This window comes from Nocardia vaccinii NBRC 15922 (assembly GCF_001613305.1).
Lineage (GTDB): Bacteria > Actinomycetota > Actinomycetes > Mycobacteriales > Mycobacteriaceae > Nocardia > Nocardia vaccinii.
Genome location: NZ_BDCC01000007.1, coordinates 348,162 through 371,943 on the forward strand (window position 1 = coordinate 348,162; position 23,782 = coordinate 371,943).

The 23,782-nt window shown below is 65.2% G+C and carries 17 protein-coding genes; 13 read left to right on the plus strand and 4 right to left on the minus strand.

What is annotated here, in order from left to right; genetic code table 11:
- Positions 1-4 precede the first annotated feature (4 nt).
- Both NV1_RS04280 and NV1_RS04285 read left to right on the plus strand, forming a co-directional pair.
- On the plus strand, positions 5-6,982 hold the full coding sequence (locus NV1_RS04280) for a toxin glutamine deamidase domain-containing protein (protein ID WP_084525051.1): 6,978 nt from the start codon (positions 5-7) through the stop codon (positions 6,980-6,982).
- Complete coding sequence (locus NV1_RS04285; RefSeq protein WP_067885629.1) at positions 6,969-7,277, plus strand: hypothetical protein; 309 nt, start codon at positions 6,969-6,971, stop codon at positions 7,275-7,277. Before NV1_RS04280 ends, NV1_RS04285 begins: the two co-directional genes overlap by 14 nt.
- Positions 7,278-7,414: 137 nt before the next feature.
- Here NV1_RS04285 and NV1_RS04290 read toward each other — a convergent pair whose 3' ends face one another.
- A complete protein-coding gene (locus tag NV1_RS04290; RefSeq protein ID WP_067885631.1) occupies positions 7,415-7,969 on the minus strand; it encodes a hypothetical protein in 555 nt (184 codons plus the stop codon).
- Between the two features lie 77 nt (positions 7,970-8,046).
- Positions 8,047-8,877 carry a hypothetical protein gene (locus tag NV1_RS04295; RefSeq protein WP_157116550.1) on the minus strand — a complete coding sequence of 277 codons (831 nt, stop codon included), beginning with the start codon at positions 8,875-8,877 and terminating at the stop codon, positions 8,047-8,049.
- A gap of 336 nt (positions 8,878-9,213) precedes the next feature.
- On the opposite strand from NV1_RS04295, the gene NV1_RS04300 reads away from it, so the two are divergent.
- From NV1_RS04300 to NV1_RS04335, 8 genes are all read left to right on the plus strand, one after another.
- On the plus strand, positions 9,214-9,612 hold the full coding sequence (locus NV1_RS04300; RefSeq protein ID WP_067885838.1) for a hypothetical protein: 399 nt from the start codon (positions 9,214-9,216) through the stop codon (positions 9,610-9,612).
- Positions 9,613-10,225: 613 nt separating this feature from the next.
- Positions 10,226-11,431: a cytochrome P450 gene (locus tag NV1_RS04305; protein ID WP_067885845.1), complete on the plus strand. Its 1,206-nt coding sequence runs from the start codon at positions 10,226-10,228 to the stop codon at positions 11,429-11,431.
- Positions 11,432-11,477: 46 nt separating this feature from the next.
- A complete protein-coding gene (locus NV1_RS04310; RefSeq protein WP_067885634.1) occupies positions 11,478-12,284 on the plus strand; it encodes an SDR family oxidoreductase in 807 nt (268 codons plus the stop codon).
- Positions 12,284-12,475 carry a ferredoxin gene (locus tag NV1_RS04315; RefSeq protein WP_067885636.1) on the plus strand — a complete coding sequence of 64 codons (192 nt, stop codon included), beginning with the start codon at positions 12,284-12,286 and terminating at the stop codon, positions 12,473-12,475. Before NV1_RS04310 ends, NV1_RS04315 begins: the two co-directional genes overlap by 1 nt.
- Positions 12,476-12,526: 51 nt before the next feature.
- Complete coding sequence (locus tag NV1_RS04320; RefSeq protein WP_067885638.1) at positions 12,527-13,078, plus strand: hypothetical protein; 552 nt, start codon at positions 12,527-12,529, stop codon at positions 13,076-13,078.
- Positions 13,075-14,316 (plus strand): hypothetical protein, encoded by a 1,242-nt coding sequence (locus tag NV1_RS04325; protein WP_373864579.1) that lies wholly within the window; start codon positions 13,075-13,077, stop codon positions 14,314-14,316. The genes NV1_RS04320 and NV1_RS04325 overlap by 4 nt, the downstream gene beginning before the upstream one ends.
- Before the next feature lie 36 nt (positions 14,317-14,352).
- Positions 14,353-15,960 carry an acyl-CoA synthetase gene (locus NV1_RS04330; protein WP_067885642.1) on the plus strand — a complete coding sequence of 536 codons (1,608 nt, stop codon included), beginning with the start codon at positions 14,353-14,355 and terminating at the stop codon, positions 15,958-15,960.
- A gap of 96 nt (positions 15,961-16,056) precedes the next feature.
- On the plus strand, positions 16,057-16,749 hold the full coding sequence (locus tag NV1_RS04335; RefSeq protein ID WP_067885644.1) for an acetoacetate decarboxylase family protein: 693 nt from the start codon (positions 16,057-16,059) through the stop codon (positions 16,747-16,749).
- A gap of 152 nt (positions 16,750-16,901) precedes the next feature.
- Here the strand turns inward: NV1_RS04335 and NV1_RS04340 are convergent, their stop codons facing one another.
- Positions 16,902-17,723 (minus strand): crotonase/enoyl-CoA hydratase family protein, encoded by an 822-nt coding sequence (locus NV1_RS04340; protein WP_067885646.1) that lies wholly within the window; start codon positions 17,721-17,723, stop codon positions 16,902-16,904.
- A gap of 124 nt (positions 17,724-17,847) precedes the next feature.
- Between NV1_RS04340 and NV1_RS04345 the strand changes: the two genes are divergently transcribed.
- A complete protein-coding gene (locus NV1_RS04345) occupies positions 17,848-19,446 on the plus strand; it encodes a succinic semialdehyde dehydrogenase (RefSeq protein WP_067885648.1) in 1,599 nt (532 codons plus the stop codon).
- A 114-nt stretch (positions 19,447-19,560) separates the two neighbouring features.
- Here NV1_RS04345 and nicT read toward each other — a convergent pair whose 3' ends face one another.
- Complete coding sequence (gene nicT, locus NV1_RS04350; protein ID WP_067885846.1) at positions 19,561-20,664, minus strand: Nickel transporter NicT; 1,104 nt, start codon at positions 20,662-20,664, stop codon at positions 19,561-19,563.
- 291 nt (positions 20,665-20,955) lie between these two features.
- On the opposite strand from nicT, the gene NV1_RS04355 reads away from it, so the two are divergent.
- Together NV1_RS04355 and NV1_RS04360 are read left to right on the plus strand one after the other, a co-directional pair.
- Positions 20,956-22,650, plus strand: coding sequence for an FAD-dependent oxidoreductase (locus tag NV1_RS04355; protein ID WP_067885650.1), 1,695 nt, complete (start codon positions 20,956-20,958; stop codon positions 22,648-22,650).
- A 194-nt stretch (positions 22,651-22,844) separates the two neighbouring features.
- Positions 22,845-23,747 carry a helix-turn-helix domain-containing protein gene (locus tag NV1_RS04360; RefSeq protein ID WP_157116552.1) on the plus strand — a complete coding sequence of 301 codons (903 nt, stop codon included), beginning with the start codon at positions 22,845-22,847 and terminating at the stop codon, positions 23,745-23,747.
- Positions 23,748-23,782: the final 35 nt, after the last annotated feature.

The following is a 23,782-nucleotide window of genomic DNA, read 5'->3' on the forward strand; positions in this document are numbered from 1 at the left end:
TCGGATGACGTTGTGGTTCCCGCACTGGTCGGGACCTGTGGGGTGGATCGAAGACTTCCTGATCGGTCACTGGCCCGAGGGCGACGAGGACGCGATGCGTCGGCTCTCGAAGAACTGGTCGGATATGTCCAAGGCGCTGACCGAGCTGAAGGACCCGGCCGACAAGGCGATGAGCAATGCGCTGACCGCGATCGACGGCAAGACCCATGATGCGATGTCCACGTATTGGCAGGACATCGTCGGCGGGGACGGCAGCGATCTGAACAGCGTCATCGCGATGTGCGACAGTTTCGCCAAACAGCTGGAGCAGGGCGCCACCGATATCGAGCACACCAAGATCGTCATCTACATCTCGGTGGCCACGATGATCGCGATGGCGTTCGTTCCCGGGATCGGCGAGGCGTTCGACGCTGCGGCTTCGGCGCTGGTGAAGGCGACGATTCGCAAGTTCGGGCAGGAGCTGATCGACAAGCTCGCGATGAAGGGCGCGTCGGCGCTGGCCGAGCGGACCGGGTTGAAGATCGCGGAAAAGGTCGCCGCGAAAGTTGCCGTCAAGGAGGCGAAGGACCTCGGGGAAGGTGCTGCGGCGAAGTTCGCGGTCAGCACCATGGCGCAGAGCGTGACCGCGGGTGCGTTGGGTGGCGCGACGGATCTGGCGGCCAACGTCGTTCAGGCCGCTGAGGGGGAGGATGTCGACTTCAACAGTTCGTGGAAGGCCGCCGGGGCAGGGGCGATCGCCGGGACTGTAGGTGGGGTCGTCAGCCATCCGTCCAATGCGGGCATGGCGAAGGTCGCGAAGAACGTGGACCTGGGCACGAATTCCGCAAAGGCGGTCATCGCGCGGGGTGTGGCGGCGGTCCCGGGCAACGTCTTGGGCAATGCGGTGTCGACCGTTGCGACCGGCGGAAAGCTCGATCAGGGGGTGCTCGACGGGGCCGGGGGCGGACTCGGCAGAGTGAAGCCCGGGGAAGGCAGCGCGGCTACGACCCCACATGTGACCGAGACTTCGCACACCACACCGCAGGTCGAATCGCACGACTCCGCGACTACGCCGAGTGCCGCACATTCCGACAGCGCGACGCAGACCACGACCGCGAGTGATTCGTCAGCGAGTAATGCCGATACAAGCAGCAAACCGGCATCGGTCGCAGCTCAGGACAATGGAAGCGTCGCGCCATCTTCCGGTGCCGAGAATGCGAGTTCGACACCGGTCGCGCAAGATTCGGTAGGGGCGAACTCCACGCAGGACTCTCGCCCGACGGCCGCGCCCGAGGCTCAGTCCGCATCCAACAATGTGGGCGCGGCCGCATCCGATCGCGCGAGTACGCAGAACCCCGCGGCGCAGGGAACGACAACACCCAACACAGATCGTGCCGCAACGCCCGCAGCGGCGGGCACCCAGGTCCCGACCACCCCGTCCAACCGCGATGTGGTGTTACCGACGGACCGTTCGGCACCGGCGGACACTTCACGTCCGGCTGCGGACACACCGCAGCGCCCGGACAGCACGCAGCGGCCGGATGCAGTGCAACGTCCGGAGAGCACGCAGCGACCGGAAACCCCTGCGCCGCAGAATGTTCGCAGTACAACAGCGAATTCGTCCGCAACCGAGACACCACGCGCGCCCGAACGATCCGATACGACCGATCGAGATCCGGCGTCATCCAGCTCCCGCGATTCGAGCGACAACACGCCACGCAACTCGGAACCGACCGACCGCACCACGACGAGCGCGCGCGACGCGCAGGTCCGAGAACCCCGCCCCGTCACCGAGGACTCCGGCCGTCGAGCCTCGGACACGTCCGATCCCCACCCCGGCCCGTCACGAGAAGCTCCAGGTCCGGACAAGCCGACCGGACCTACGGCCGATCGGAAGGGCCCGCCCGAATCGCTTCGGCAACAACGGGATTCCACGCAGCAATCGGACCGCCCGCCGACATCCGGCAATTCCCGGACGCCCACTCGCGACCGCGATTCGACCCCGCGTTCCTCCGAAGCAGCGGACCGGTCCCAGCGTGACCAGCGCTCCGAGTCGACGCCCGATCGAAATAAATCGGATCGCACTGAACGCACTGAGGAGTCGAGTCACTCGGACCCGAAGGATTCGTCAGGATCGCCGACCGACCGCTCCCCTCGGCAGGACGAGCCCGAGGTGCCCCGATCGGCCGCCGATCAGCATGTCGATGTCGATGAAAACCGTTCTGAAACAGATGATTCCGTTGCAGCTGACGAGTCGCTACCGACAGACACGCTGGGTTCCTCGGAAGACTCCGCGGATGATGTGCCGCCGGTTACCGAGTTCGACAATTACCTGGAGAACGGTGAAGGAGTCGTCTACCGGGCCGACCGAACGTCCATCGGTGACGATCCCCGTACCCATCGGGTGCGAGAGAACACCCTCAACGAGGGGGAACACGACGTCATCGTGCACGGGAGCCCCGAGGGCGCGCCGATTCCCAGCCTGGGGCCGGAGGTTCATCCCGAACAGATCGTCGATGCGATTCTCGGAAATCCGAATTACGAACCGGGTACGCCGGTTCGGCTGCTGTCCTGCTTCAGCGGCAATGAAATGGGTTGGGCGCAGCATGTGGCGGATCGTCTCGGCGTGCCGGTGCGCGCCCCGTCGGACGCGGTCGGTACCGCGCGAAAGCCCAACTCTCCCGCCGCGGTTCGTGGTGACGGCGAATTCCGCACCTTCCATCCGAATTCGGAGGCACATCCTGGCCGCGAGAATCCGCTCGACCCCGCGGGCCAGTTGCCGGACAAGCAGCCGCACGCCTCCGACAATCGCAGGTCCGCTTACGACGAGCCGCCCGGCTGGGATTTCATGGGGGGAGGCGAGGATTCCGGTACACGCGAATCCAGCCTGAACGGTCTACCCGATCAACCGGATCGGCCGGAGGCTGGGACGCATGCGAATGGACTGCGGGGTCTGGATCTACCCGGTTTCGAGCCACGGGAGACTCGAACCGGTGGGGGTGTATCCGAACGATCGGAAGCTGTTGAGCCGCAGCATGAGCCGACTACGGACAGGTCTCACGGTGATACCGGCAGCCTCGGTAACTTTCACGGTGATGGCCGACCTGCGCATCAACCGGACCTCACTCGTGCCGAGGTCATACGAGCCATCAATGAGAATTCGCCGTTGGTCATGCCCGAGGACGTCAGATGGTTTCCGAAAGACCAATCTGCCCTTATGGGGTACCCGGGGCTGGAGCCCGTCGACGTGCACTTCGATGTCCGGCCGATAGACAGTGGTGCGGTCGCGGAATTCCATGTACGGGAGGATGGGAAGACATACGACGTCCATATTTCGCCACGCGCCCGTGATGAGGATATCGTTCGAGCACTGGCTCATGAAGTCGCGGAGATCAAACTCCTGCAGGACCCGAAAGTCTCGGCGGAGCCGTCCCTTGATCATGCCGAAGGTCTGACGCCTCGCCTCGGCGGGCAGTTGGCCGAGGTAAAGGTTGTGACGGCGCATATCGAGCGTGCTGAGCTCGACCCGCAGCGAGCGCACGAGCTGCCTGGACTTCGTCGAGATCTGGCCGACTTGCTCGATGGGCTCGGTATGCGCGACCCGGGCAATTCGCAAGCGCGATGGCGTCTTCTGAACGAAACAGATGCACGGATGGCGCCTCGGCTGGAACGTCAGCTCGACCGAATTCCTCCCAGTCGGGATTTGGCTGCCGAGCACCATGGAGAACCCGGTACGCGGTCGGCGCCGGACGAGCATGCGGGGCGATCCGAGGAGGCGGCGCGGCATTCCTTGGCCCCGGATGAAACGGCACGTCGTTTCGAATCCGGGCAGGACGGTGTGCAATATGGAGAGAGGGTTCTGGGGGAGGTTCGGGATTCGTTGCCGCCGGATCAGATGGAAGCAGTGCAGCGATATGTCAGAGCGCAGTGGATCAACGATGTTCTGCGAAGTCCTGATCCGGGTGGAATGCTTGATCGTTTGGTGGACGACCACCAAGGTTTCGAAGCAATACGGAATCACATTGGTACCGGCGTGGAACCGACTCATGAGATGATCGAAAACTTGGCCAAGCGCCCTGATCTGCATCCGGACGCGCGGGCTGCTGTCGACAGCGTTCTCGGCCACTCGAAGCCACAAATTCGAATCCAGGAGATGTCGAACAACTGGAACGATTGTCGTACCATGCGCACGCATCTGGGTGATATCGATCCGACTATAGACGTTATAGGCGATTACATCAGACACCTCGATCCAGCCGTCAGCCATCCTATTCCGGAGCCGATAGTGCTCGTGCGTGGGCTGCACCGGGTAGAACATCTCGTCATAGATGACCATGGCACCGTATTGGGTGATGATAAAGACATCTGGAAGCTGAAAAATCAGGTTCAATCCGAACCGGGCGTCATGTCCACAAGCTTGAGTGATCGATCCCTCGAGGGCTTCGGAAGGTATCAACTCGAGCTGGAGGCTCCTGCCGGTACGAAGGGCTTGTGGATCGGTAATAGAAGGGAATTCGGTGGTGAGAATGAATTTCTGGGTGAGCGTGGCCTCAAATATGTGATCACTGATGTGGTCGAGGCTCCATCGGCGGACGGACAGCACGGTGCGGGATATATCCTCAAAGGGAAGATCGTCCCATCGGATTTCGTCCTCGAACCCGAAGGCGGTCGGGCCGGGGTATCCCCAGAGTATGACGGTACAGCCGATGGCGGGTCGGACGAGAATGTGCCGACCGAGAGTTCGAGCGTACCCGAAGTTCCGCCGACCAGTGTTGAAAGCGGAAGTGAGCACGGGTCTCTCGCATTGCCCGACCCCGTACATGCTTCTTCCGCGCAGCCTGGTCCGGATGTGGATGAATTAGCCCATTCGTCTGTAAAGCCGGAGGATTCGGCCGAGACCGTGCAGGCCGCCTCGCCACCGCACACTTCGGAATCCGAGCCGGTATCCGCTGAGAATCAGGCGATTCCGGCGCACGGCGACACCGAGGATGCCGGCGAGCCGCACGCTGGTGCGCCGACAGATTCGACGAGAACGCCGGATTCGAAACCGGACGAGTCGTCCGTGCAGCGCCCACACGAGTCCTCGCCCATCGATCCACAACGGGTGTCGAAGCCGCCGACCCGCGAGTCGCTCGCGCCTGATCTGCGAAATCCGGATCACCAGGACACGCCGCACCACGTCGACGTACGTCAGCCGTCTGATCACGGTGCATCGGCGTTGCCGGATCACCAGGTGCCCCGGACCTCTGAGATTCCCGGTAAACCGTTGCAGGACAATGGCACTCGGTATTCCCAGCAGTCCGAACAGTCCCCGGTGTCGGCACCGCAGCGTGAGCGTCCTCAGGATCGGCCGCGAGCGGCCGAATCGAGCCGGCCGCAGGAAGGGGGTCATTCTCCGACTCGGGATCATCCCGGCCCCGAGCATGCAGGTCCTGCCGAGCGGCAATCGGCCGACCGGAGTGCCGGAGACAGCGGGGCGGAGCCGAACCGGCAAGGCTCGCAGCATGATCCAAGTTCGATGCGCCGGGACGAGGTACCCTCGCGTGGTCCGTCCGAGGATGACGTTCGCCGCGCTCAGCACGCGCGCCGGTGGCGTGATTGGCTCAGGCCGTTGCGACCCGACGCGAATCGAGTCATGCCGGTGACCACGAAGCTCGGACCGAATGCCAAGCCCGCGTTCGATATTCGGCGGTATTCGAACACCGAGGGTGGTCCCGTCGCGGTCGCGCGGATCAAGGTTCACGTGACCGCGGATCCGAACATCCATCCGCAGTGGCTGAGCCACCTGTGGGAAAATGCCCAGAAAGCAACGGATTTCGGGTTCAATCGCGAACAGCGGCTACTGTCCGGTGATCGGATCTTCGTCGACCTCGTGCACACTTCGGATCCGGCCGAGGCGAATCTGCACATCGATGTCGGTGAGCGCCCCGGGCAGTGGCGTCCGGACATGCCCGTCGATGCGATCACCCGGCAGTTGCGCGACCACCTCGGGCTGTTGCCGCCGGATCCGAATCATCCGGGGCTGAACCCGCACGAGATTCGGCAGTTGAGCAACGATGTCGCGTATGCCAACACGCCCAGGCGTTTCGACAATCCGTCCGACAGCCGTTCATACGGGGAACACCGGTTGGGCGCAGTGGAGCGGCCGGAACATCAGGCTGCGGTGGAGGACGCGTTGCGTGATGGCAACCGCTTCCTCGTGTGCGCCGACCCGCGGACCAACCGGTACGGCGAGTTGATCAACGACGGCGGTATCGAAGTGCCGGGTCGGCGGAACAACTGCGCGGACTGCGCGCTCTCGGCACTGTCGGCGTTCTACGGGCATCCGCAGGTCAGTGCGCCCGGATGGCTGGACAAACTCCCTGGCGGCGGTATCGACATCCACGGTGGAGAGCGCGGCGGACCGGAACGCGCCGCGGAGTGGCTCGGCGATGGTCTGCATCAATTCGGCGGCGGGGCCTCGGTGCCGGCTCAGTTCGGCCACCTGCACGATCTGGTCGATCGGATGGGGCCTGGTTCTTCGGCACTGGTGGTGAACGAGTGGCAGGCTCGTGACCCGGAAACCGGTGAGCCGCTGTACAACTCCGATGGCACGCCACGCCGGGGAGCCCTGCATGCCACGGTGATCGTCTACCCGCGTGACGCCAGTGGGCCGGTGTGGTGGGATCCCCAGGCGGGGACCATGTCCGATCACCCGCCACGGAACATGGTGTACGGGTCGACCGACCTGTCGTTCACACCGATCTCGGCTCATCCAGGAGGCACACATGGCGGAATACCGCACGAGGGAGCAGGTCGAGGCGTACCTGGCTCGGATATTCAACCCCGACAGGCGGTTTCAGCTGTACCCGTTCGGGGGGATCGGCTGGCTGGTCCTGGCGGCACAGAGTCCGCAGGAGGGCGGGAGCGGGCCGGTGCCGGGCGGGACGAGTCTGGTGATCGACGCGGAAACCGGAGTGGTGATCGAGTACCCGAGCTGGAGCACCACGATGATCGCGGATGACTTCCGGGAGGCCAAGGCGACGGGCCGACGGCCCGCCGGGGGGCAGATCTATCCGCCCCTGTGGCGGCTGAGCATCCAACGCACCCAGGAAACTCCGGAGACGATCGGATACCGAGTCCAAGCCGTGTCCCAGGCGAATCCGCCGGAGGGGAGCGAGGAGTACGAGATGACGATCGACAAGCAGACACTGCGGCGTCAGGGGTACGGGCAGATGGCGGGGAGCGTGATGGCCTGGGCCGAGTGGCAGAGCCGGCAGAACGGAAGCTGGCCGGAACAGGGGACCTGGGAGGAGTAGATGCCCAGCACGCGGCTGAGCCGGTAAGAAGGGTCGGAAACCTTGATCGACCGGGTAGCCGGCGGTGTCGATCTACAACGCCGGTCCGTCACGGGCAGTGGCAGGCGCTGGTCACCGAGGCCGGAAAGCGTCGCTGATCACCAGCGTGCGAGTGCATCCGCATAAGCTTCACGGACGGCTTCGAGTCGAAATCTGTCGAACCGTCCCGGCTCTTCCTGGTAGATCATCCGGCCTCCGGACGACCAGAATTCCGACTCGGGTACTCGATCGGCTTGTGGCGGAATGAATTTCAGTACTTCATCCACGGCGGCCACGGCCGTCGCCAACGTATGTCTGGCGGCTCGGCGGCCCTGCTCATCCAGTCCGCTGCTGTCCATCGGCACCTGACTGCTGCAGATGTCGGAGTATCGCAGCCAGATTGCGGGGTCGAGAAGTACCGACGGTTCCGCACCGCCGAACAGCACTCCGTCGGTCGGCGGAGGCAAGGGCTGCTCCGGCAATCGGAAGTCGTATTCGAACGGGTTCTGGCAATGGTCACATGTGCCGCGGTACCTGCCGATCAGCAGGCCGTCCGACCTGATGACCGAACTACGAAACGTCGCGCCGCGCTTGCCGCATCGTGCGCACTGCTTGAGCTCCACGAACAACCGGGCCTCGGCATTGGTCCGCGCCAGCGGGGGAACATTACTCACAGTCGAAAATCCTCTATCGGTATTCGGTGTCGTCTACCGCTGGGCGTGGGTCCACTGCCATTGCATCGTGCGAAGTGTTACCGACTCGGATAGCCGGAGAGTATCCGCAGGTCCTGAAGGCTCGCGATACGCTGCTCGGTTGCGTCCTGCTCGATCCGGCCGAAGGTGTCTTCCGCAGGGTTACGTAGGAGACGCATCCGGCGCAATGCGGCCAACGGAGCCATCCCCTCCGAATACGCGTTCATCAGCCGTGACCGCCACAGGCCACCGGCAACGACACCGTCCGGCCCGGCCTCGGCCAGAGGTAGCCACCCGGCGGCGTTGTCCGCCGCCGCGGCCCACACATACCCGACGACGGAACCGCGGAGTGAGGCTGCCAGAAAGACGAGTTCGCCGACCGCTTCGTCCGGATAGGTGGAGATCGGCGTAGCCGGTTCGGGTGGATGTGCGCGCGAACCGTCCGGGTACTCACCGTCCTGGACGAGGGGTTCGTAGCTGGAGTCGGGGTCGAGCCGTACCGTAGGGTTGAGTTGGCTCCACAGTTCGGCCGAACTTCCGGCCGTCGATTCTCTAGCGTCGGCGGCGACCCCTCCGTACAAAGGATGCGCGGGTTCCCCGATCCACCGCCGAATCCCCTCCCGCGGCAGCAAACCCTCCTGGAAAGACTCCCGCAGGCGGTCATCCCAGAATCCGGTGCCTCTCAATCGACTTATGTTGTCGCGGAAGACCTCCTCATCCATCTTGGGGTCGAACCCTGCTGACAGACCGTTGTCGGCGGCTGACGCCCACAAGTTGCCCAGCAGCCGCCCTTCGCAAGTCACGGGCAGATAGATGACTGGTTTTCTGGTCCGAGTGTCGTACTGCGTCCGCTGCCGCTCGTAGCGTCCTCTCGGAACTGGTCCTGTCATTGCGTTCCCTCCACATTTTTGTTCGGCTAACTGGTTCGCCACGATATCGGCCGTGCGTTCGTCGAGGTGCCGTCCGCTGTGGTGCGGTCGGTCGACTGTGCGCTGCGGGTGGTATGGCCGAATTCACCGGCCCCTCCTTGCTTTTCGGCCTCCCGCCGCTCCCCCGTGAGAGTGCTGTCCGATCATCCTAGGGTAGTGCGAGCGCTGCTCCGGATTGGGCAGTTGAGCCACTGAGGCTCGCTCGAACCCATATCACTCACGTGCAGATCACACGATAGGGTGATCATGAACAATAATTCTCCAGACCGTCGCGACAAATCCGGGGGCGAGATATCGATGACAGAGTTGAAGACGGTCGGGATGTACCGGGAGATGTACGCCGATCGGCGCAAGGGACGGCACGATGAGTTGCCCTCGCTTGTCGAGTCGTTCACCGATCGTGTGATCGAGGATCGTGCGGAGATTGTCGCGTATATGCGTTCTGCGCCCGGTGTTTTCGACGTGTTGGATGTGCTCACCGATCTGGTCGACGGGGACCAGCGGATCATGAGTGCCTCGTCGCTGATCTCGGATGGTGAGTGGATCTGGCGGGTCGATTCGGTGCATTATCTGGCGAATTACGGGCTGGATATCCCGGAGGAGTTCCTGCGGCACGTGCGGGGGCGGAAGTACACGCCTCCGACAGAGGTCGACGACAGCGACGAGTTCGATTCGGCTGTGCTGCAATACTTTTGATCTGGCAGCGCGCAGGTGCGTCGCTGCTGAACTGTCACGTCGCCCGGCCGGAGTCCGCACCTGCCTGGACACCCCGGCGAAGCCGGCGTGGGTGGGCTGTGCTGATGGTGTGCAGTCGGGCCGATGACACGGCGGGGAACTCGGCTGCGCGGATGCCGGCAGCGCCGCCGTTCCATATCCGGGTGGTGTAGATCGGCTCGGCGTCGACGGTTGCCGGTGCTTGCGTGGTTGTCGCACCCGATGTCCGGCAGGTCGATCGTGTTGTGCGCCTTCGTGTTGCCGAGTGCTACCTCCGATGCGGTCCGCTCCGCTAGTGGGTGTCCGCTGTGGTCGGCCGACCAGCGCATGAACTTGTTGCAATTCGCCTGATGGGCACGGCCCCGCCGGTGGCGGGTGTGTGGTTCGACGCCCACCTCCGAGCCCTTCTCCGACACTCCCGGTGTATGGCCGAAACTCCCACCCCGAATCCCCGAAGCCTGGGAAAATCGATGAGACATTGTCGGCGAGCCCTGCCGATGGTACGGTCCAGACACATGTCCAGCTACGTGTCTCTCGAAGCGGCCGGTGGTGGTCGCGGGGGACTGAACACGTTCTCGAATCGGAGGTGATGGCGATGACCGGCGTTGCCGCGGAGGCACTCACCTTCGACCCGTACGACTACGCCTTCCACGAGAATCCGTATCCGCTGTATCGGCGGATGCGGGCCGAGGCGCCGCTGTATCACAATCCCGACCTCGGATTCTGGGCGTTGTCGCGGCACGCCGATGTCGGGGCGGGGTTCCGGGACAACGTGCGGCTGTCGAGTGCGAACGGAGTGTCGCTGGATCCGGCCGCCTGGGGGCCGCACGCGCACAAGACGATGTCCTTCCTGGCGCTGGACGATCCGCGGCATCTGCGGCTGCGGCAACTCGTGTTCAAAGGGTTCACCCCGCGGCGGGTCGCCGCGATGGACACCCGGATCCGGGAATTGACGCTGCAACATCTCGAACCGGCCCTGGCCGCGGGCAGTTTCGACTGGATCGAGCAGGTCGCGGGCAAACTGCCGATGGACGTGATCTCCGAGCTGATGGGCGTGCCCGAACCCGATCGCGCCGAGATCCGGCGGCTGGCGGATCTGGTGGTGCATCGCGAGGACGGGGTGCTGGACGTCCCGGTGGCCGCGGTAGAGGCCACGTTCGAGCTGGTCGGCTACTACGCGGAGATGATCGCCCAGCGCCGCCGCGCCCGCACCGAGGACCTGACCTCGGCGCTGCTGGACGCGGAGGCCGATGGGGACCGGCTCACCGACGAGGAGATCCTCGGATTCATGTTCCTGATGGTGATCGCGGGGAACGAAACCACCACCAAACTGCTCGGCAACGCCCTGTACTGGGCCGCGATCAACCCCGAGCAGTACGCGAAGGTCGCGGCGCATGCCGAACTGGTGCCGGACTGGGTCGAGGAGACGCTGCGCTACGACACTTCCAGCCAGATCCTGGCCCGCACCGCCGCGGTCGACCTGGAATTCCACGGCGGCACCGTGCCCGAGGGCGCGAAGGTGCTGCTGCTGGTCGGTTCGGCGAATCGCGACGAGAACGTCTTCGCCGATCCGGAGATCTACGACATCGAACGCCCGGACAAGGGCGGGCTGCTGAGCTTCGGCCGCGGCGTGCACTTCTGCCTCGGGGCGCATCTGGCGCGCCTCCAGGCCTCGATCGCGTTGCGGGAGTTCGCCGATCGCGTCCGCGCCTACGAGGTGGACGTCGCGGGCATCGAGCGGGTGCATTCCACGAATGTCCGCGGTTTCGCGAAACTTCCTGTGCGGGTGCGGGTTCGATGACACGCCAGGATGAGACCACTGTTACAGCCGACGAGGTGAGCCACTGATGCCCAGATTCGAACCACACCCGCAGCGCCGTCCGGCGCTGATCGCCGGGGCCTCTTCGGGAATCGGCGCGGCCACCGCTGTGGCCCTGGCCGAACAGGGCTATCCGGTTGCCCTGGGCGCGCGGCGGGTGGAGGTCTGCCAGGAACTGGCCGAGAAGATCCGCGCCGACGGCGGCGAGGCGTTCGCCCACCGGCTCGACGTATCGGACAACGCCTCGGTCGAGGAATTCGTCGCCGAATCCGAAAAGGCTTTGGGCCCCGCGGAAATAGTCGTCTACGGCGCGGGCGACCTGGAGTTCGGGCACGTCTGGGACATGAGCCCGGACGAGTTCGGCTCGCAGGTGCAGGTACATCTGCAGGGGGCGCAGCGATTCGCGTATCACGTTCTGCCGCAGATGATCACCCGACGTCGCGGTGATTTCGTGGTGATCGGCTCGGACTGCGTGGACGTCCCGCGTCCGGGCGTCGGCGCGTACAACGCCGCCAAGACGGGCCTCGAGGCGATGGCCGTTCAACTGCGTAAAGAACTGGAGGGCACCGGAGTTCGCGCCTCGATCGTCCGTCCCGGCGCGACGCAGACCGGGATGGGGATGAACGCGAAGCCCGAGGTGGTCGGGCCGCTGCTCGAGGACTGGGTGAAATGGGGATTCGCCCGGCACCCGTATTTCCTGCGGGCATCGGATCTGGCCGCGGCCGTCACCGCGGTGGTGGGCACCCCGCGCGGTGCGCACCTGGTGCTGGTCGAGGTGCAGCCCGAGGCCCCGCTGACCGAACCGAAATCCGATGGCGAACAAGGGAGCCGGTGATGCGCATCGTTGTGGATTCCGATCTGTGCCAGGGGCATGCGGTCTGCCAGGCCGAGGCCCCGGACCTGTTCGAGGTGCCCAAGGCGGGCACCGTGCGGATTCTGCGCGAAGATCCCGGCGCGGATCTCGAGGCCGCGCGCGCAGCGGTCCGCTACTGCCCGACGCAGGCACTGTCCATCGTCGACGACTAGATCATTCGGGCCCAGGCCCTCTCGACAGCCCTGAGAACAGAGGAATTTCGGATGGCAGGCTATTCCCGCGACGAACTCGATCGGATGATCGAGCGCTGGGTACAGGAGAACAAGAATTGTGAGGCGCAAGGGGTTTGGCGTCCCCTCGCGCAGATGTACACCGCCGACGCGACTTACGGCTGGAATTACGGTCCACAGCAGGAATTCATGGCCGTGGGCCGGGACGAGATCCGTGATCTGGCGCTCGGGCAGGAGATGGAGGGGCTGGAGGGCTGGACTTATCCCTATCAGGAATTCGTCGTGGACGAACGATCCGGCAGCGTGATCGGGTTCTGGAAGCAGATCAACGAGCGCACCCGCCCGGACGGCAGCCACTACAGCCCGGAGGGCATCGGCGGCAGCTGGTTCCGCTACGCGGGCGACTTCCAGTGGTCCTGGCAGCGCGATTTCTTCGACTTCGGCAATGTGGCAGCGCTTTTCGTGGAAATGATGTCCGCGGACGCGCTCTCGCCGGGGATGCAGAAGCGCATCGCCCGCTCCGCGTCCGACGAGCCGTTGCCCGGGTGGTATCGGATCGGCGAGTCTCCGGTGCCGCTGTGGTGAGCGCGAGCCGGTTCGCCGAACTGAGCCGGGAGCAGCTCGCGATACTGCTGCCCGAGCTGCTGTTGTGCGGCCATCTCATCGACCGTTCCGGAATGGCGCATACGATCGGGGCGTTCGGCCGTGAGGGGATGGCCGAAGTGGCGATCGAGGAATGGCAGCTGGCCAGCCCGGTCTACACCCGCCGCATGCGCGAGGCGCTGAACATTCCGGGTAACGGCGTGGAGACCATCTTCAAGGGTCTGCAGCTGGATATCGGTGCGCCCCCGCAGTTCATGGACTTCCGCTTCCGGATCACCGACGACAATCACGGCGAATTCTGGCTGGACCACTGCGGCGCGCTGGCCGACGTCGAGCCGATGGGTGCGGATTTCGTGGTCTCGATGTGCCACACCATCGAGGACCCCACCTTCGACGCCACCGCGCTGGCCACCAATCCGCTGGCGCAGGTGCGTCCGATCCACCGGCCGCCGCGCGTTCCGGCCGATCGGGTTCCGGTGTGCGCGTGGACCGTTGTCATCGATCCGTCGCACGAACCGCCGCCGATCCCGGTGCACACGCCGCAGATCGAGGCCACGGCCGCGGCGAAACTCGCACTCGCGCCGGTGGATTCGTCCGATGCCGGCAACGGCGACTACGCCGGTCCGCTGCTGAGCGATCTCACCTTCGGTGACTTTTCCAAATCCGCACTGGTGCGCATGGCCGATGAGGTCTGCCTACAGCAACATCTGCTGACGCTCGGCTTCCTGATCGCGGTGCGCGACCGCGCGAGTGCGGAACAGGCGACCGAGATCGCCCGCAAGCAGTTCACCGGTATCGCCGGGCTGACCTCGGAACGGCTGCGCAAGGCGCTGGGCCTGGGTGACGACGCGGCCGCGCTGGCGCAGATCCTGCGCCTGCACCCGGCGTGGAATCCGCTGCCCTACACCGATATCGACATCAGCATCGAGCAGGAGACGGTGGTGCTGCGGCTGCGTCGCGACTGTCCCGGTGTCGCCGACGGCGGCTGGCCCGCACTGGTGGACGCCGAGCACCTCGAGCCGATCAATGCCATGGCGCGGGGTGTGAATCCGCATTTCGACACCAGCGCCCGTGATGCCGGAGACGGTGAGGTCGTTTTCGAGATCTCCCAGGCGGCAACGCCTTTCAAGGAAATTCCGGAAGTGGCCATCACCCGGTTCAGCACCGGCGCCGACTTCAGCTTCACCGAGCGGCGTTCGCTGCCGCTCACCGTCGTCTAGACCCTTTCGGGTCGTTCGCAGCGAAAGGGCCGAAAGATGCCGAACAACTTCGCCGACCTGTTCGAACATTCCGTCGACATCATGCCCGACCGGGTGGCGGTCATCCAGGGTGATCGGCGGGCGACGTTCCAGGAATTGGAGAACCGCTCCAATCAGCTTGCGCACCACCTGGATTCGGTCGGGATCGGCGTGGGCGACCATGTCGGGTTCCAGATGCACAACTCCGTGGAAACCCTCGAGACGCTGATCGCCTGCTTCAAGGTGCGGGCCGTGCCGATCAATATCAACTACCGGTACGGCACCGAGGAACTGAAGTACATCTACGACAACGCGGATCTCGTCGCGCTGGTGCATCATCGGTGCTATTCACCGACGGTCGAGCAGGCCCGCGAAGCGGTGCCCTCGATCCGCCACGCACTCGTCGTGGAGGACGATCAGGGCGGCGCGGATCTTTCCAGCAGCTCGACGCCGTATCAGTCTGCCTTCGAGAAAAGTTCCACGACAAGGGATTTCGGCGAGCGCACTGCCGACGACCTGTTCATGATGTACACCGGCGGTACCACCGGCATGCCCAAGGGGGTGATGTGGCGGCAGGAGGACATGTGGCGGGTACTCGGCGGCGGCATCGACTTCTACAGCAATGAACCGGTCACCGACGAATACCAGCAGTCCCGCGTCGGTGCGCAGGGCGATCCGAGCATGTGGTTCGTGTTGCCGCCGCTGATCCACGCCGCGGCGATGATGCCTACCTTCACCGCCCTGTGGTCGGGCAATGCGGTGGTGTTCGAGCCGCGCTTCGATCCCGAACGGGTCTGGCAGGTCATGGCGACCGTGAAGCCGCACATCCTGGTCATCACCGGTGACGCGATGGCCCGTCCGCTGGTGGAGGCGTACCGGGCGAATCCGGTCGATGCCTCCTCACTGCTTGCCGTCGGGTCCGGTGCGGCGTTGCTGTCGCAGTCGGTGAAGAACGACCTGATCGAGCTGCTGCCGACGACTGTCATCACCGATTCCATCGGGTCGTCCGAAACCGGTTTCGGTGGAATCGGATTCGCGCAGAAGGACGACGATCCCAGCCGCGGCCCCCGGGTGCAGACCGGCCGCGGTGCGCTGGTGGTGGACGAGCAGGGCGCTCCGGTCGGTCCCGGCGGCGAGGGCTGGGTCGCCAAGACCGGTTCGGTGCCGATCGGCTACTACAAGGATCCGGTCAAGTCCGCCAAGCTTTTTCAGACCGTGGACGGCGCCCGGATGGTCGTCACCGACGACCGCGCCCGGGTCGAGCAGGATGGCTCGATCACGCTGCTGGGCCGCGGCAATATGGTGATCAACACCGGCGGTGAGAAGGTTTTCACCGAGGAGGTGGAAGCCGTGGTCAAGGCGCACGACACGGTCTTCGACGTCTTGGTCATCGGTGTTCCGCATGAGCGCTGGGGCCAGCAGGTCGCCGCCGTGATCTCCGCCGAACCCGGCGCGACCGTCGATTTCGAGGCCCTGCGCAAACACGTGCGCGCCCATCTGGCCGGATACAAACTGCCACGCCGGATCTGGGTCGTGGACGCGGTGGTTCGCGCGCCCAGCGGTAAGCCCGACTATCGCTGGGCCAAGGAGTACGCCGCAGCTCACGTCCCGGACCACGAGGGCTGAGTCCGCCTGGCCGGGCCCGAACGGCCGGGCCCGAACGGCCGGGCCCGTCCGCCGCGACGCCTTCCGCGCAAAATGAGAACGTGTTCTAATTGAGATATGGCAGCGGTGCATTCGATTCTCGGTGAAAAGGTCACGATGCCGGTCGAGATCCGCGTCGCGGACGCGGCCTCGGCCATGTTCCTCGCGGACAGCGACGCGGCGCGAAACATCTTGGGCGGCAGCGGATTGGAGCCGGTCACGATTGCCGGGCGGGCGATCTGCACGCTGGTGTTCGTCCGCTACATCGATGGCGATCTGGGGCCGTATCACGAGTTCGGCCTGGCCGTGATGGCGCGGCTGCCCGGCGACCGGTCGAGTATCGGTATCTACATCTCGTGGCTGCCGGTGAATCAACCCTTCACGTTGGCGGCGGGTCGCGAGATCTGGGGTTTCCCGAAGGAGATGGCCGACATCCGGATCACCTCGCTCGGTCGCGGCAAGCGGTGCGAGGTGCTGATGGACGGTCGTCTGGTGGTGGCGCTGGAGACCAGCGGGGGCATCCCCGCGCCCGCGAAACTGGGCGGTGCGTCGATCGCGGCGTACACCAACCTCGACGGCGTCCTGCGCAGCACGCCGTGGGTGATGAATCCGTCCGATGTGCGGATGCGGCCGGGCGGGGCGCGGGTCGAACTCGGCGAGCATCCGATCGCCGAGCAGATGCGCGCGCTGGGCCTGCCCCGGCGCGCCCTGTTCACCAGCGAAATCGGTTCGCTTCGAATGACTTTCGAGGATGCTCGGGAGATTCACTGAATGCTGCGCGGCGGGCCCGAGCCGGGCGTGTTCGCCGGCGTCGGCAGGGCAGGTCGAAGCCGCGTCGCGCGGACGGTCGCCGCGAGCCGTGAAACGAATGACCGGCGGGTGCTCGACGCCCCCGCCGGTCTCGTATTCTCCCGCTGAGTCGCTCAGCGGCCCTTGAACTCCGGCTTGCGCTTCTGCGCGAACGCCCGCGGTCCCTCCTTGGCGTCCTCGCTGGCGAACACCGACAGCCCGACCTTCGCGTCCAGCTTGAACGCCTCCTCCTCGTGCATCCCCTCGGTGTCGCGGATGGTCTTGAGGATGGCCTGCACGGCGAGCGGACCGTTGGCGTTGATCATCTCGGCCAGCTCCAGGGCCTTGTCCAACGCGGTGCCGTCCGGGACGACGTGGCCGATCAGGCCGATCTCCTTGGCCTCGGCCGCGGTGATGTGGCGTCCGGTCAGCAGGATCTCCGCGGCGATGGTGTACGGAATCTGCCGCGGCAGTCGAACCGCCGACCCGCCCATCGGATACAGGCTCCAACGTGCTTCGGACACACCGAATTTCGCGCTCTCACCGGCAACGCGGATATCGGTGCCCTGCAGGATCTCGGTGCCGCCCGCGATCGCCGCACCCTCGACAGCGGCGATCAGCGGCTTGCTCAGCCGATATCCCTTGAGCAGCCCCGGAATTCGCGAAGCGTCGAATTTGCCGCCCTCGCCCATGGCATTGCTCGGATCGTTGCGGCTCATCGCCTTGAGGTCCGCGCCCGCACAGAACGCACCGCCCGCACCGGTCAGAATGCAGCAGTGCAGGTCCGGATCCTCGTCGACCCGCTGCCACGCGTTCAGCATGATCTCGAGCATCTCGCCGGTCAGGGCGTTGCGGGCCGCGGGCCGGTTCATCGTGATGATCATCGTCCCGCCGCGCTGTTCGACCAGCGCGTGTGGCTCGGTACTGCTACCGGTTTCAGTGGCTGCCGTGGTCATCGCCGACTCTTTTCTCTCTCGTGGATAGGGGCAAGCTACCCCGGGACGTTGTCCTGAACAATAACGTGTTCTAGTTTAGAGGAGGTGACCGCCGTCACGGGGCGGCAAGTGAGGGAGAGTGCGGATGGAGACAACCACGCAGAGCGGGGCGACCACGCTGCCGCCGCGGATCACGAAGACGCTCATCGACCGGCTGACCGCGATGGTGACCGCGGGCACCGCAGGTGAAAAGCGCGAGCCCTACGAGATGATCGAGGTGTACACCGGCGCGGTCGTCGGCGCGCTGCCGCAGTCCTCGCCCGAGGACGTGGTCGCGGCGGCCGCCCAGGCGCGCGCCGCGCAGCAGGAGTGGGCCTCCTGGTCCGTCGAGCGCCGCCTGGAGGTCTTCCAGCGCTGGCACGAGCTGATCCTCACCGAGATCGAGACCATCGCCGACCTGATCCAGGTCGGCTCCGGCAAGACCCGCCGCATGGCGATCGAGGAGTCCTGCGATCCGCCGATGGTGATCAGCCACTACCTCAAGACCGCCGAGCGGGTGCTGAAGCCGGTGCGTCGCGGCGGCTATATGCCGGTCATCTCCAGCTCGATCGAACAGCACCGACCCAAGGGCGTGGTCGCGGTCATCGCGCCGTGGAACTTCCCGTTCGCCATCGCGATGTCCGATTCCACCCCGGCGCTGATCGCGGGCAACGGCGTGGTTCTCAAACCGGACAACAAGACCGCGCTGTGCACGCTGTTCGGCGTGGAACTGCTGTACAAGGCAGGTCTGCCGCGCGGGCTGATGCAGGTCGTATGCGGTGGCGGTCCCGATGTGGGCCCGACGCTGATCGAGAACTCCGACTACGTCATGTTCACCGGATCGACCGCGACCGGACGCACCATCGGCGAGCTTGCCGGGCGCAATCTGATCGGATGCAGCCTCGAGCTCGGCGGTAAGAATCCGATGCTCGTGCTGGACGATGCGAACCTCGACGACGTGATTCCGGGCGCGATATTCGCGGTGTTCGGTAATACCGGTCAGGCGTGCATGCACATCGAGCGCATCTATGTGCACGACCGGCACTACGACGAGTTCGTGCGCCGATTCGTCGCCGCGGCAGAGGAATTGGGCGCCAAGGCGGGTGCGTCGTACGGGACTGATCCGGAGTTCGGCTCACTGGTTTCCCCGGATCAGCTGGAACGGGTGTCCGCGCATGTCGAGGATGCGCGTGCCAAGGGGGCCACCGTGCTGACCGGCGGTAAGGCGCGTCCGGATATCGGTCCGGCGTTCTACGAGCCGACCGTGCTGACCGGGGTGACCCCGGAGATGACCCACGCGACGATGGAGACCTTCGGGCCCGTGGTCACCATCTACAAGTTCAGCTCCGAGCGGGATGCGATCGAGCAGGCCAATGCCACCACCTACGGCCTCAATGCGAGCGTGTGGAGCCGCAATGCGGCTCGTGCGGAGAAGATCGCCGGTCAGCTCGAGGCCGGGAACGTCAACATCAACGACGGTTTCGTGGTCACCTACTCGTCCAAGGCGACGCCCTCGGGTGGCCTGAAGCAGTCCGGGGTCGGCACCCGGCACGGCGACGCCGGTCTGCTCAAGTACACCGATTCGGTCAATATCGGTGTGCAGAAGCGGCAGGTGATGGCGGCCCGCGCGGCCATGCCATACGCCAAGCAGTTGCAGACCACGCTGCTGACGTTGCGGATGATGCGGCGATTGCGGTTGCGCTGAGCGCACTTTCGCCAGTGACGTCCGCGGACCGGTTCCTCGTCGACCGGTCCGCGGACGTTTCCGTTCGGTACCATCAGTTGTAGCGCAGTCCGATTCGAGCACCGACTCTGAGGGTTACTCGGAAGTTTCTACCGCCCAACGCTTTTCAACCTTCGCCAGGCGCCAGTAGGCCACCGCGGCGATCCACGCCAGCACGAAGAGCCCGACGATGGCGAATCCGACGTTGTTCAGATTGATATCGGAGATCCAGCCGGTGATCGGATCGGAGAGTCCGGCGTCGTCGTGCAGCACCGTGATCAGTTCGATCGAGCCGACCAGGATCGCGACAGCGATCGAAAGTCCGGTGATGGTCAGGTTGTAGAAGATCTTGCGGACCGGGTTGGCGAAGGCCCAGTCGTAGGCGACGTTCATGAACAGGCCGTCGATGGTGTCCATCACGCTCATACCGGCCGCGAACAGCAAGGGCAGCACCACGATCGCGTACCAGGGCAGCCCGGCCGCTGCCCCCGATCCGGCCAGGGAGAGCAGTGCGACCTCGGTGGCGGTGTCGAACCCCAGGCCGAACAGCACGCCGACCGGATAGACGTGCAGCGGCCGGGTCACCATACCCATCACCGGGCGCAGCAGCCGGGCCAGGAAGCCACGTGCGTCGAGCGCCGCCTCGAGTTCGGTGTTGTCGAAAGCCCCGGTGCGCATCTTGCGGAAGACTCGCCAGATGCCCAGTAGCGCGACGATATTGAGCAACCCGATCAGATACAGGAATGAGCCCGAGGCGACGGTCGATACGGTGCCCAGTGTCTTGCGTGCGGGCGAGTCGTCGTCGACCAGTGTGCCGACCACCCGCGCGCCGACCACCACCAGCGCGGCCAGGACGAACACGATCGTGGAATGGCCCATGGCGAACCAGAATCCGACCGCCTTGGGGCGTTTGCCGTCGCTCATCAGCTTGCGGGTGGTGTTGTCGATGGCCGCGATGTGATCGGCGTCGAAGGCGTGCCGCAGCCCGAAGGTGTAGGCGGTCAGGCCGAGTCCGACACCGAAGACCTGGGTGCCGATGTGGTAGCCGTGCGGTGCGATCGCACCGAACAACAGGCCGAATCCGATCAGGTGCATCACCACGACGACGCCGATCAGGGTGGCGGCTTCGAGCCAGTCGCGGCGATTCCAGTCGTGCAGGACGTCGTGCAGGACGCGTCGGGTATTCGCTTCGGGGGCCATGACGGGCACCACCCTTCTGGGGATCTCGCGTCCCCGTCCGTGGGATGCGACGAGTCGGGGTCTGGCTCCCAGCAAGGCTGGACACAGTGGCGCGACCGCACCGGATTCACACCGGCTTCCCGTTCTCATCGCGAAAAGAACTTCGATGGAATATAGCCCGGCCGTTGAGCGGTCGTCCCGTCACCTGCGGTTCTCGCCATTCGCCGCCTGTTCGCCGAGTGGCCGAATATATCGATTTTCTGGCCGCGAGACTCTCGTTCGATGTCCTGGGCACTGCCTATGGTGTGGCCTATGACGCATTACGACGTGCTGGTCATCGGGTCCGGATTCGGGGGCAGTGTCACGGCTCTTCGGCTGACCGAGAAGGGGTATCGGGTCGGCGTGCTCGAGACCGGCCGTCGCTTCGCCGACGACGAGTTCGCGAAGAACTCCTGGCATATGCGCGAGTATCTGTGGGCGCCCAAGCTGGGATGCTTCGGCATCCAGCGGATGACGCTGCTGAACGACACGTTCATCATGAGCGGATCCGGTGTGGGCGGCGGTTCGCTGGTCTACGCGAATACGCTCTACGAGGCGCCCGAACAGTTCTACCGGGACAAACAGTGGGCGCACATCACCGATTGGCGCGATGAGCTCGCTCCGCACTACGACCAGGCCCGCCGGATGCTCGGTGTGACAACCAATCCGGCCACCACGCCCTCGGATCGCGTGCTGCTGGAGGTCGCGGAGGATCTGGGTATCGCGCACACCTATCGGCGCACCCCGGTCGGCGTGCTGTTCGCCGGCGAGGACGCGCGGCCCGGCAACGAGGTCGACGATCCGTACTTCGGCGGCGTCGGGCCGCAGCGGCGGACCTGTACCCACTGCGGCGAATGTATGACCGGCTGTCGTCACGGCGCGAAGAACACGTTGGTCAAGAACTACCTCTACCTCGCGGAAAAGGCCGGCGCCACAGTGCATCCGCTGACCACCGCGGTCACGGTGCGGCCGCTGCCGGAGGGGGGCTACGCGATCGACACCGTGCGGACTGGGCGATGGATTCGTAAGGGGCGCAAGACGTTCACCGCCGATCAGGTGGTCTTCTCGGCTGCCGCGCTGGGCACCCAGCAGTTGCTGCACAACCTGCGCGATCGCGGTGTGCTGCCGAATATCTCGCCGCGGCTCGGGCATCTGGCGCGGACCAACTCGGAAGCGGTGCTCGCCGCGCGTTCGCGGCGCAAGGACACCGATTTCACTCGGGGCGTTGCGATCACGTCATCGATCCATCCCAGCGACCACACCCATATCGAACCGGTGCGTTACGGCAAGGGGTCCAATGCGATGAGCCTGCTGACCACGGTGCTGGTCGACGGGCAGGAGGGCAAGCGTCGCTGGGTGCTCGGTATGCGCGAAATGGTCAGGCAGCGAAGGGATCTGGCGAAGCTACACAATCCGCGGCGCTGGTCCGAGCGGATGATCGGGGTGTTGGTCATGCAGAATCTGGACAACTCGATCATCACCTACAACAAGCGCGGACTGTTCGGCCGGCGGATGACCACCAAGCCCGGCCCGGGACAGGCCCCGCCCGCGTGGATTCCCGAGGGCAACGACGTCACTCGTCGCATCGCGGAGAAGATCGACGGCATCCCGCAGGGCAGCTGGACCGAGCTGGCGAACGTTCCGATCACTGGCCACTTCATCGGCGGCTGCGCGATCGGCGATTCGCCCGAGACCGGCGTCGTCGATCCCTATCAGCGGCTCTACGGCTACGAGGGCCTGCACATCGTGGACGGCTCGACCATCTCGGCCAACCTCGGCGTCAACCCGTCGCTGACCATCACCGCCCAGTCCGAGCGCGCAATGTCCTTGTGGCCCAACAAGGGTGAGCCCGATCCCCGCCCCGCGCTCGGTGAGCCGTACCGTCGCGTCACCCCGATCGCCCCGAAATCCCCGGTCGTGCCCCAGGCCGCCCCGGCAGCGCTACGCCTGCCGATCACCCCGGTCTGACCCGGCCGGATGCGGTGACCTGCTCACCCCCCTGGCCGGAGTTCTCACCGCCGCGGTGAAGCAGGTCCGCCGATAATCGGCACGCGCAGGATTCGAGCGCGCCTCCAGCTGGGCCATTGCAAAGTCGATTCGCCGCCGGGCAGGGGCTGTGGCAAACTCGGAGACAGCGATAGCAGAGTCCCCTGGGAGGGGCGGTGACCAAGGGTATAGCCTCCCTCGCGCGCTCACGTGAGGGAGATGATGACTCCGGCGAGGATCCGGCGCTTGCGCGCCGCCTGCTGGGGACTCGGTTGCGGACGCTGCGGGTAGCTGCCGGTCTCAAGGGGTACGACGTCGGCCGGGCGATCGGTGCCTCGCATTCGAAGATCAGCCGGCTCGAATCCGGATTGCTGGGATTCCGGCTGCCCGACCTGGAGAAGTTGCTGACGTTGTACGGGGTCGGCGATACGGCCCGGCGCACCGAGTACGTAAACCTCGCGCGACGAGCCAACGCGCCCGGACATCGGCACATCGATGCCGAGGTGGCACCGCGCTGGTATGACACCTACCTCGCCTTCGAGGATTCGGCCACCCTGATGCGGAGTTATTCGCCCGGTATCGTTCCCGAGCTGTTGCAGACACCCGAATACGCGCGGGGGGTGCTGGATATCGCCTGTCCGGGCGCTCCCGACGATTTCGGGCACACCGAACTGCTGGAACGGCGGCAGCGCCGGCTCACCGGACCCGATCCGTTGCGGTTGTGGGTACTGCTGGAGCAGTCCGTGCTGCGGCGCCAGATCGGCAGTACACAGGCCTGGCGGGCGCAGCTCGAGCACATGGGCCGGGTGAGCGAGTTGGTGAACGTGACGATCCAGATCGTGCCCGACCATGTATGCGGGCCGGTGCTCAGTGCGGTGCCGTTCACCCTGATGCGGTTCGGCAACCCGGATCTGTCCGATATCGTGCATCTTCACCACGCCACCAGCGGGCAGTTCCTCGACCGCCGGGGCGATCTGGATGCGTATCATTCGATCTGGGATCGGTTGTGCATCAAGGCGCTTCAGCCCGAACGTTCCAGCCGGATCATCGAAGGCGTCGCCTTCGGGGCCGTGGTCTGAACTCCCGGCGTACGCGATCGTTGTTACCGTCGAAG

Coding starts and splice junctions, on each gene's coding strand:
- NV1_RS04310 (WP_067885634.1), top strand. CDS start 11,478: ATGCCCAGATTCGAACCACACCCGCAGCGCCGTCCGGCGCTGATCGCC.
- NV1_RS04340 (WP_067885646.1), bottom strand. CDS start 17,723: ATGACCACGGCAGCCACTGAAACCGGTAGCAGTACCGAGCCACACGCG.
- NV1_RS04320 (WP_067885638.1), top strand. CDS start 12,527: ATGGCAGGCTATTCCCGCGACGAACTCGATCGGATGATCGAGCGCTGG.
- NV1_RS04345 (WP_067885648.1), top strand. CDS start 17,848: ATGGAGACAACCACGCAGAGCGGGGCGACCACGCTGCCGCCGCGGATC.
- NV1_RS04280 (WP_084525051.1), top strand. CDS start 5: ATGACGTTGTGGTTCCCGCACTGGTCGGGACCTGTGGGGTGGATCGAA.
- NV1_RS04285 (WP_067885629.1), top strand. CDS start 6,969: ATGATCGCGGATGACTTCCGGGAGGCCAAGGCGACGGGCCGACGGCCC.
- NV1_RS04300 (WP_067885838.1), top strand. CDS start 9,214: ATGACAGAGTTGAAGACGGTCGGGATGTACCGGGAGATGTACGCCGAT.
- NV1_RS04355 (WP_067885650.1), top strand. CDS start 20,956: ATGACGCATTACGACGTGCTGGTCATCGGGTCCGGATTCGGGGGCAGT.
- NV1_RS04330 (WP_067885642.1), top strand. CDS start 14,353: ATGCCGAACAACTTCGCCGACCTGTTCGAACATTCCGTCGACATCATG.
- NV1_RS04305 (WP_067885845.1), top strand. CDS start 10,226: ATGACCGGCGTTGCCGCGGAGGCACTCACCTTCGACCCGTACGACTAC.
- NV1_RS04315 (WP_067885636.1), top strand. CDS start 12,284: ATGCGCATCGTTGTGGATTCCGATCTGTGCCAGGGGCATGCGGTCTGC.
- NV1_RS04295 (WP_157116550.1), bottom strand. CDS start 8,877: ATGACAGGACCAGTTCCGAGAGGACGCTACGAGCGGCAGCGGACGCAG.
- nicT (WP_067885846.1), bottom strand. CDS start 20,664: ATGGCCCCCGAAGCGAATACCCGACGCGTCCTGCACGACGTCCTGCAC.
- NV1_RS04335 (WP_067885644.1), top strand. CDS start 16,057: ATGGCAGCGGTGCATTCGATTCTCGGTGAAAAGGTCACGATGCCGGTC.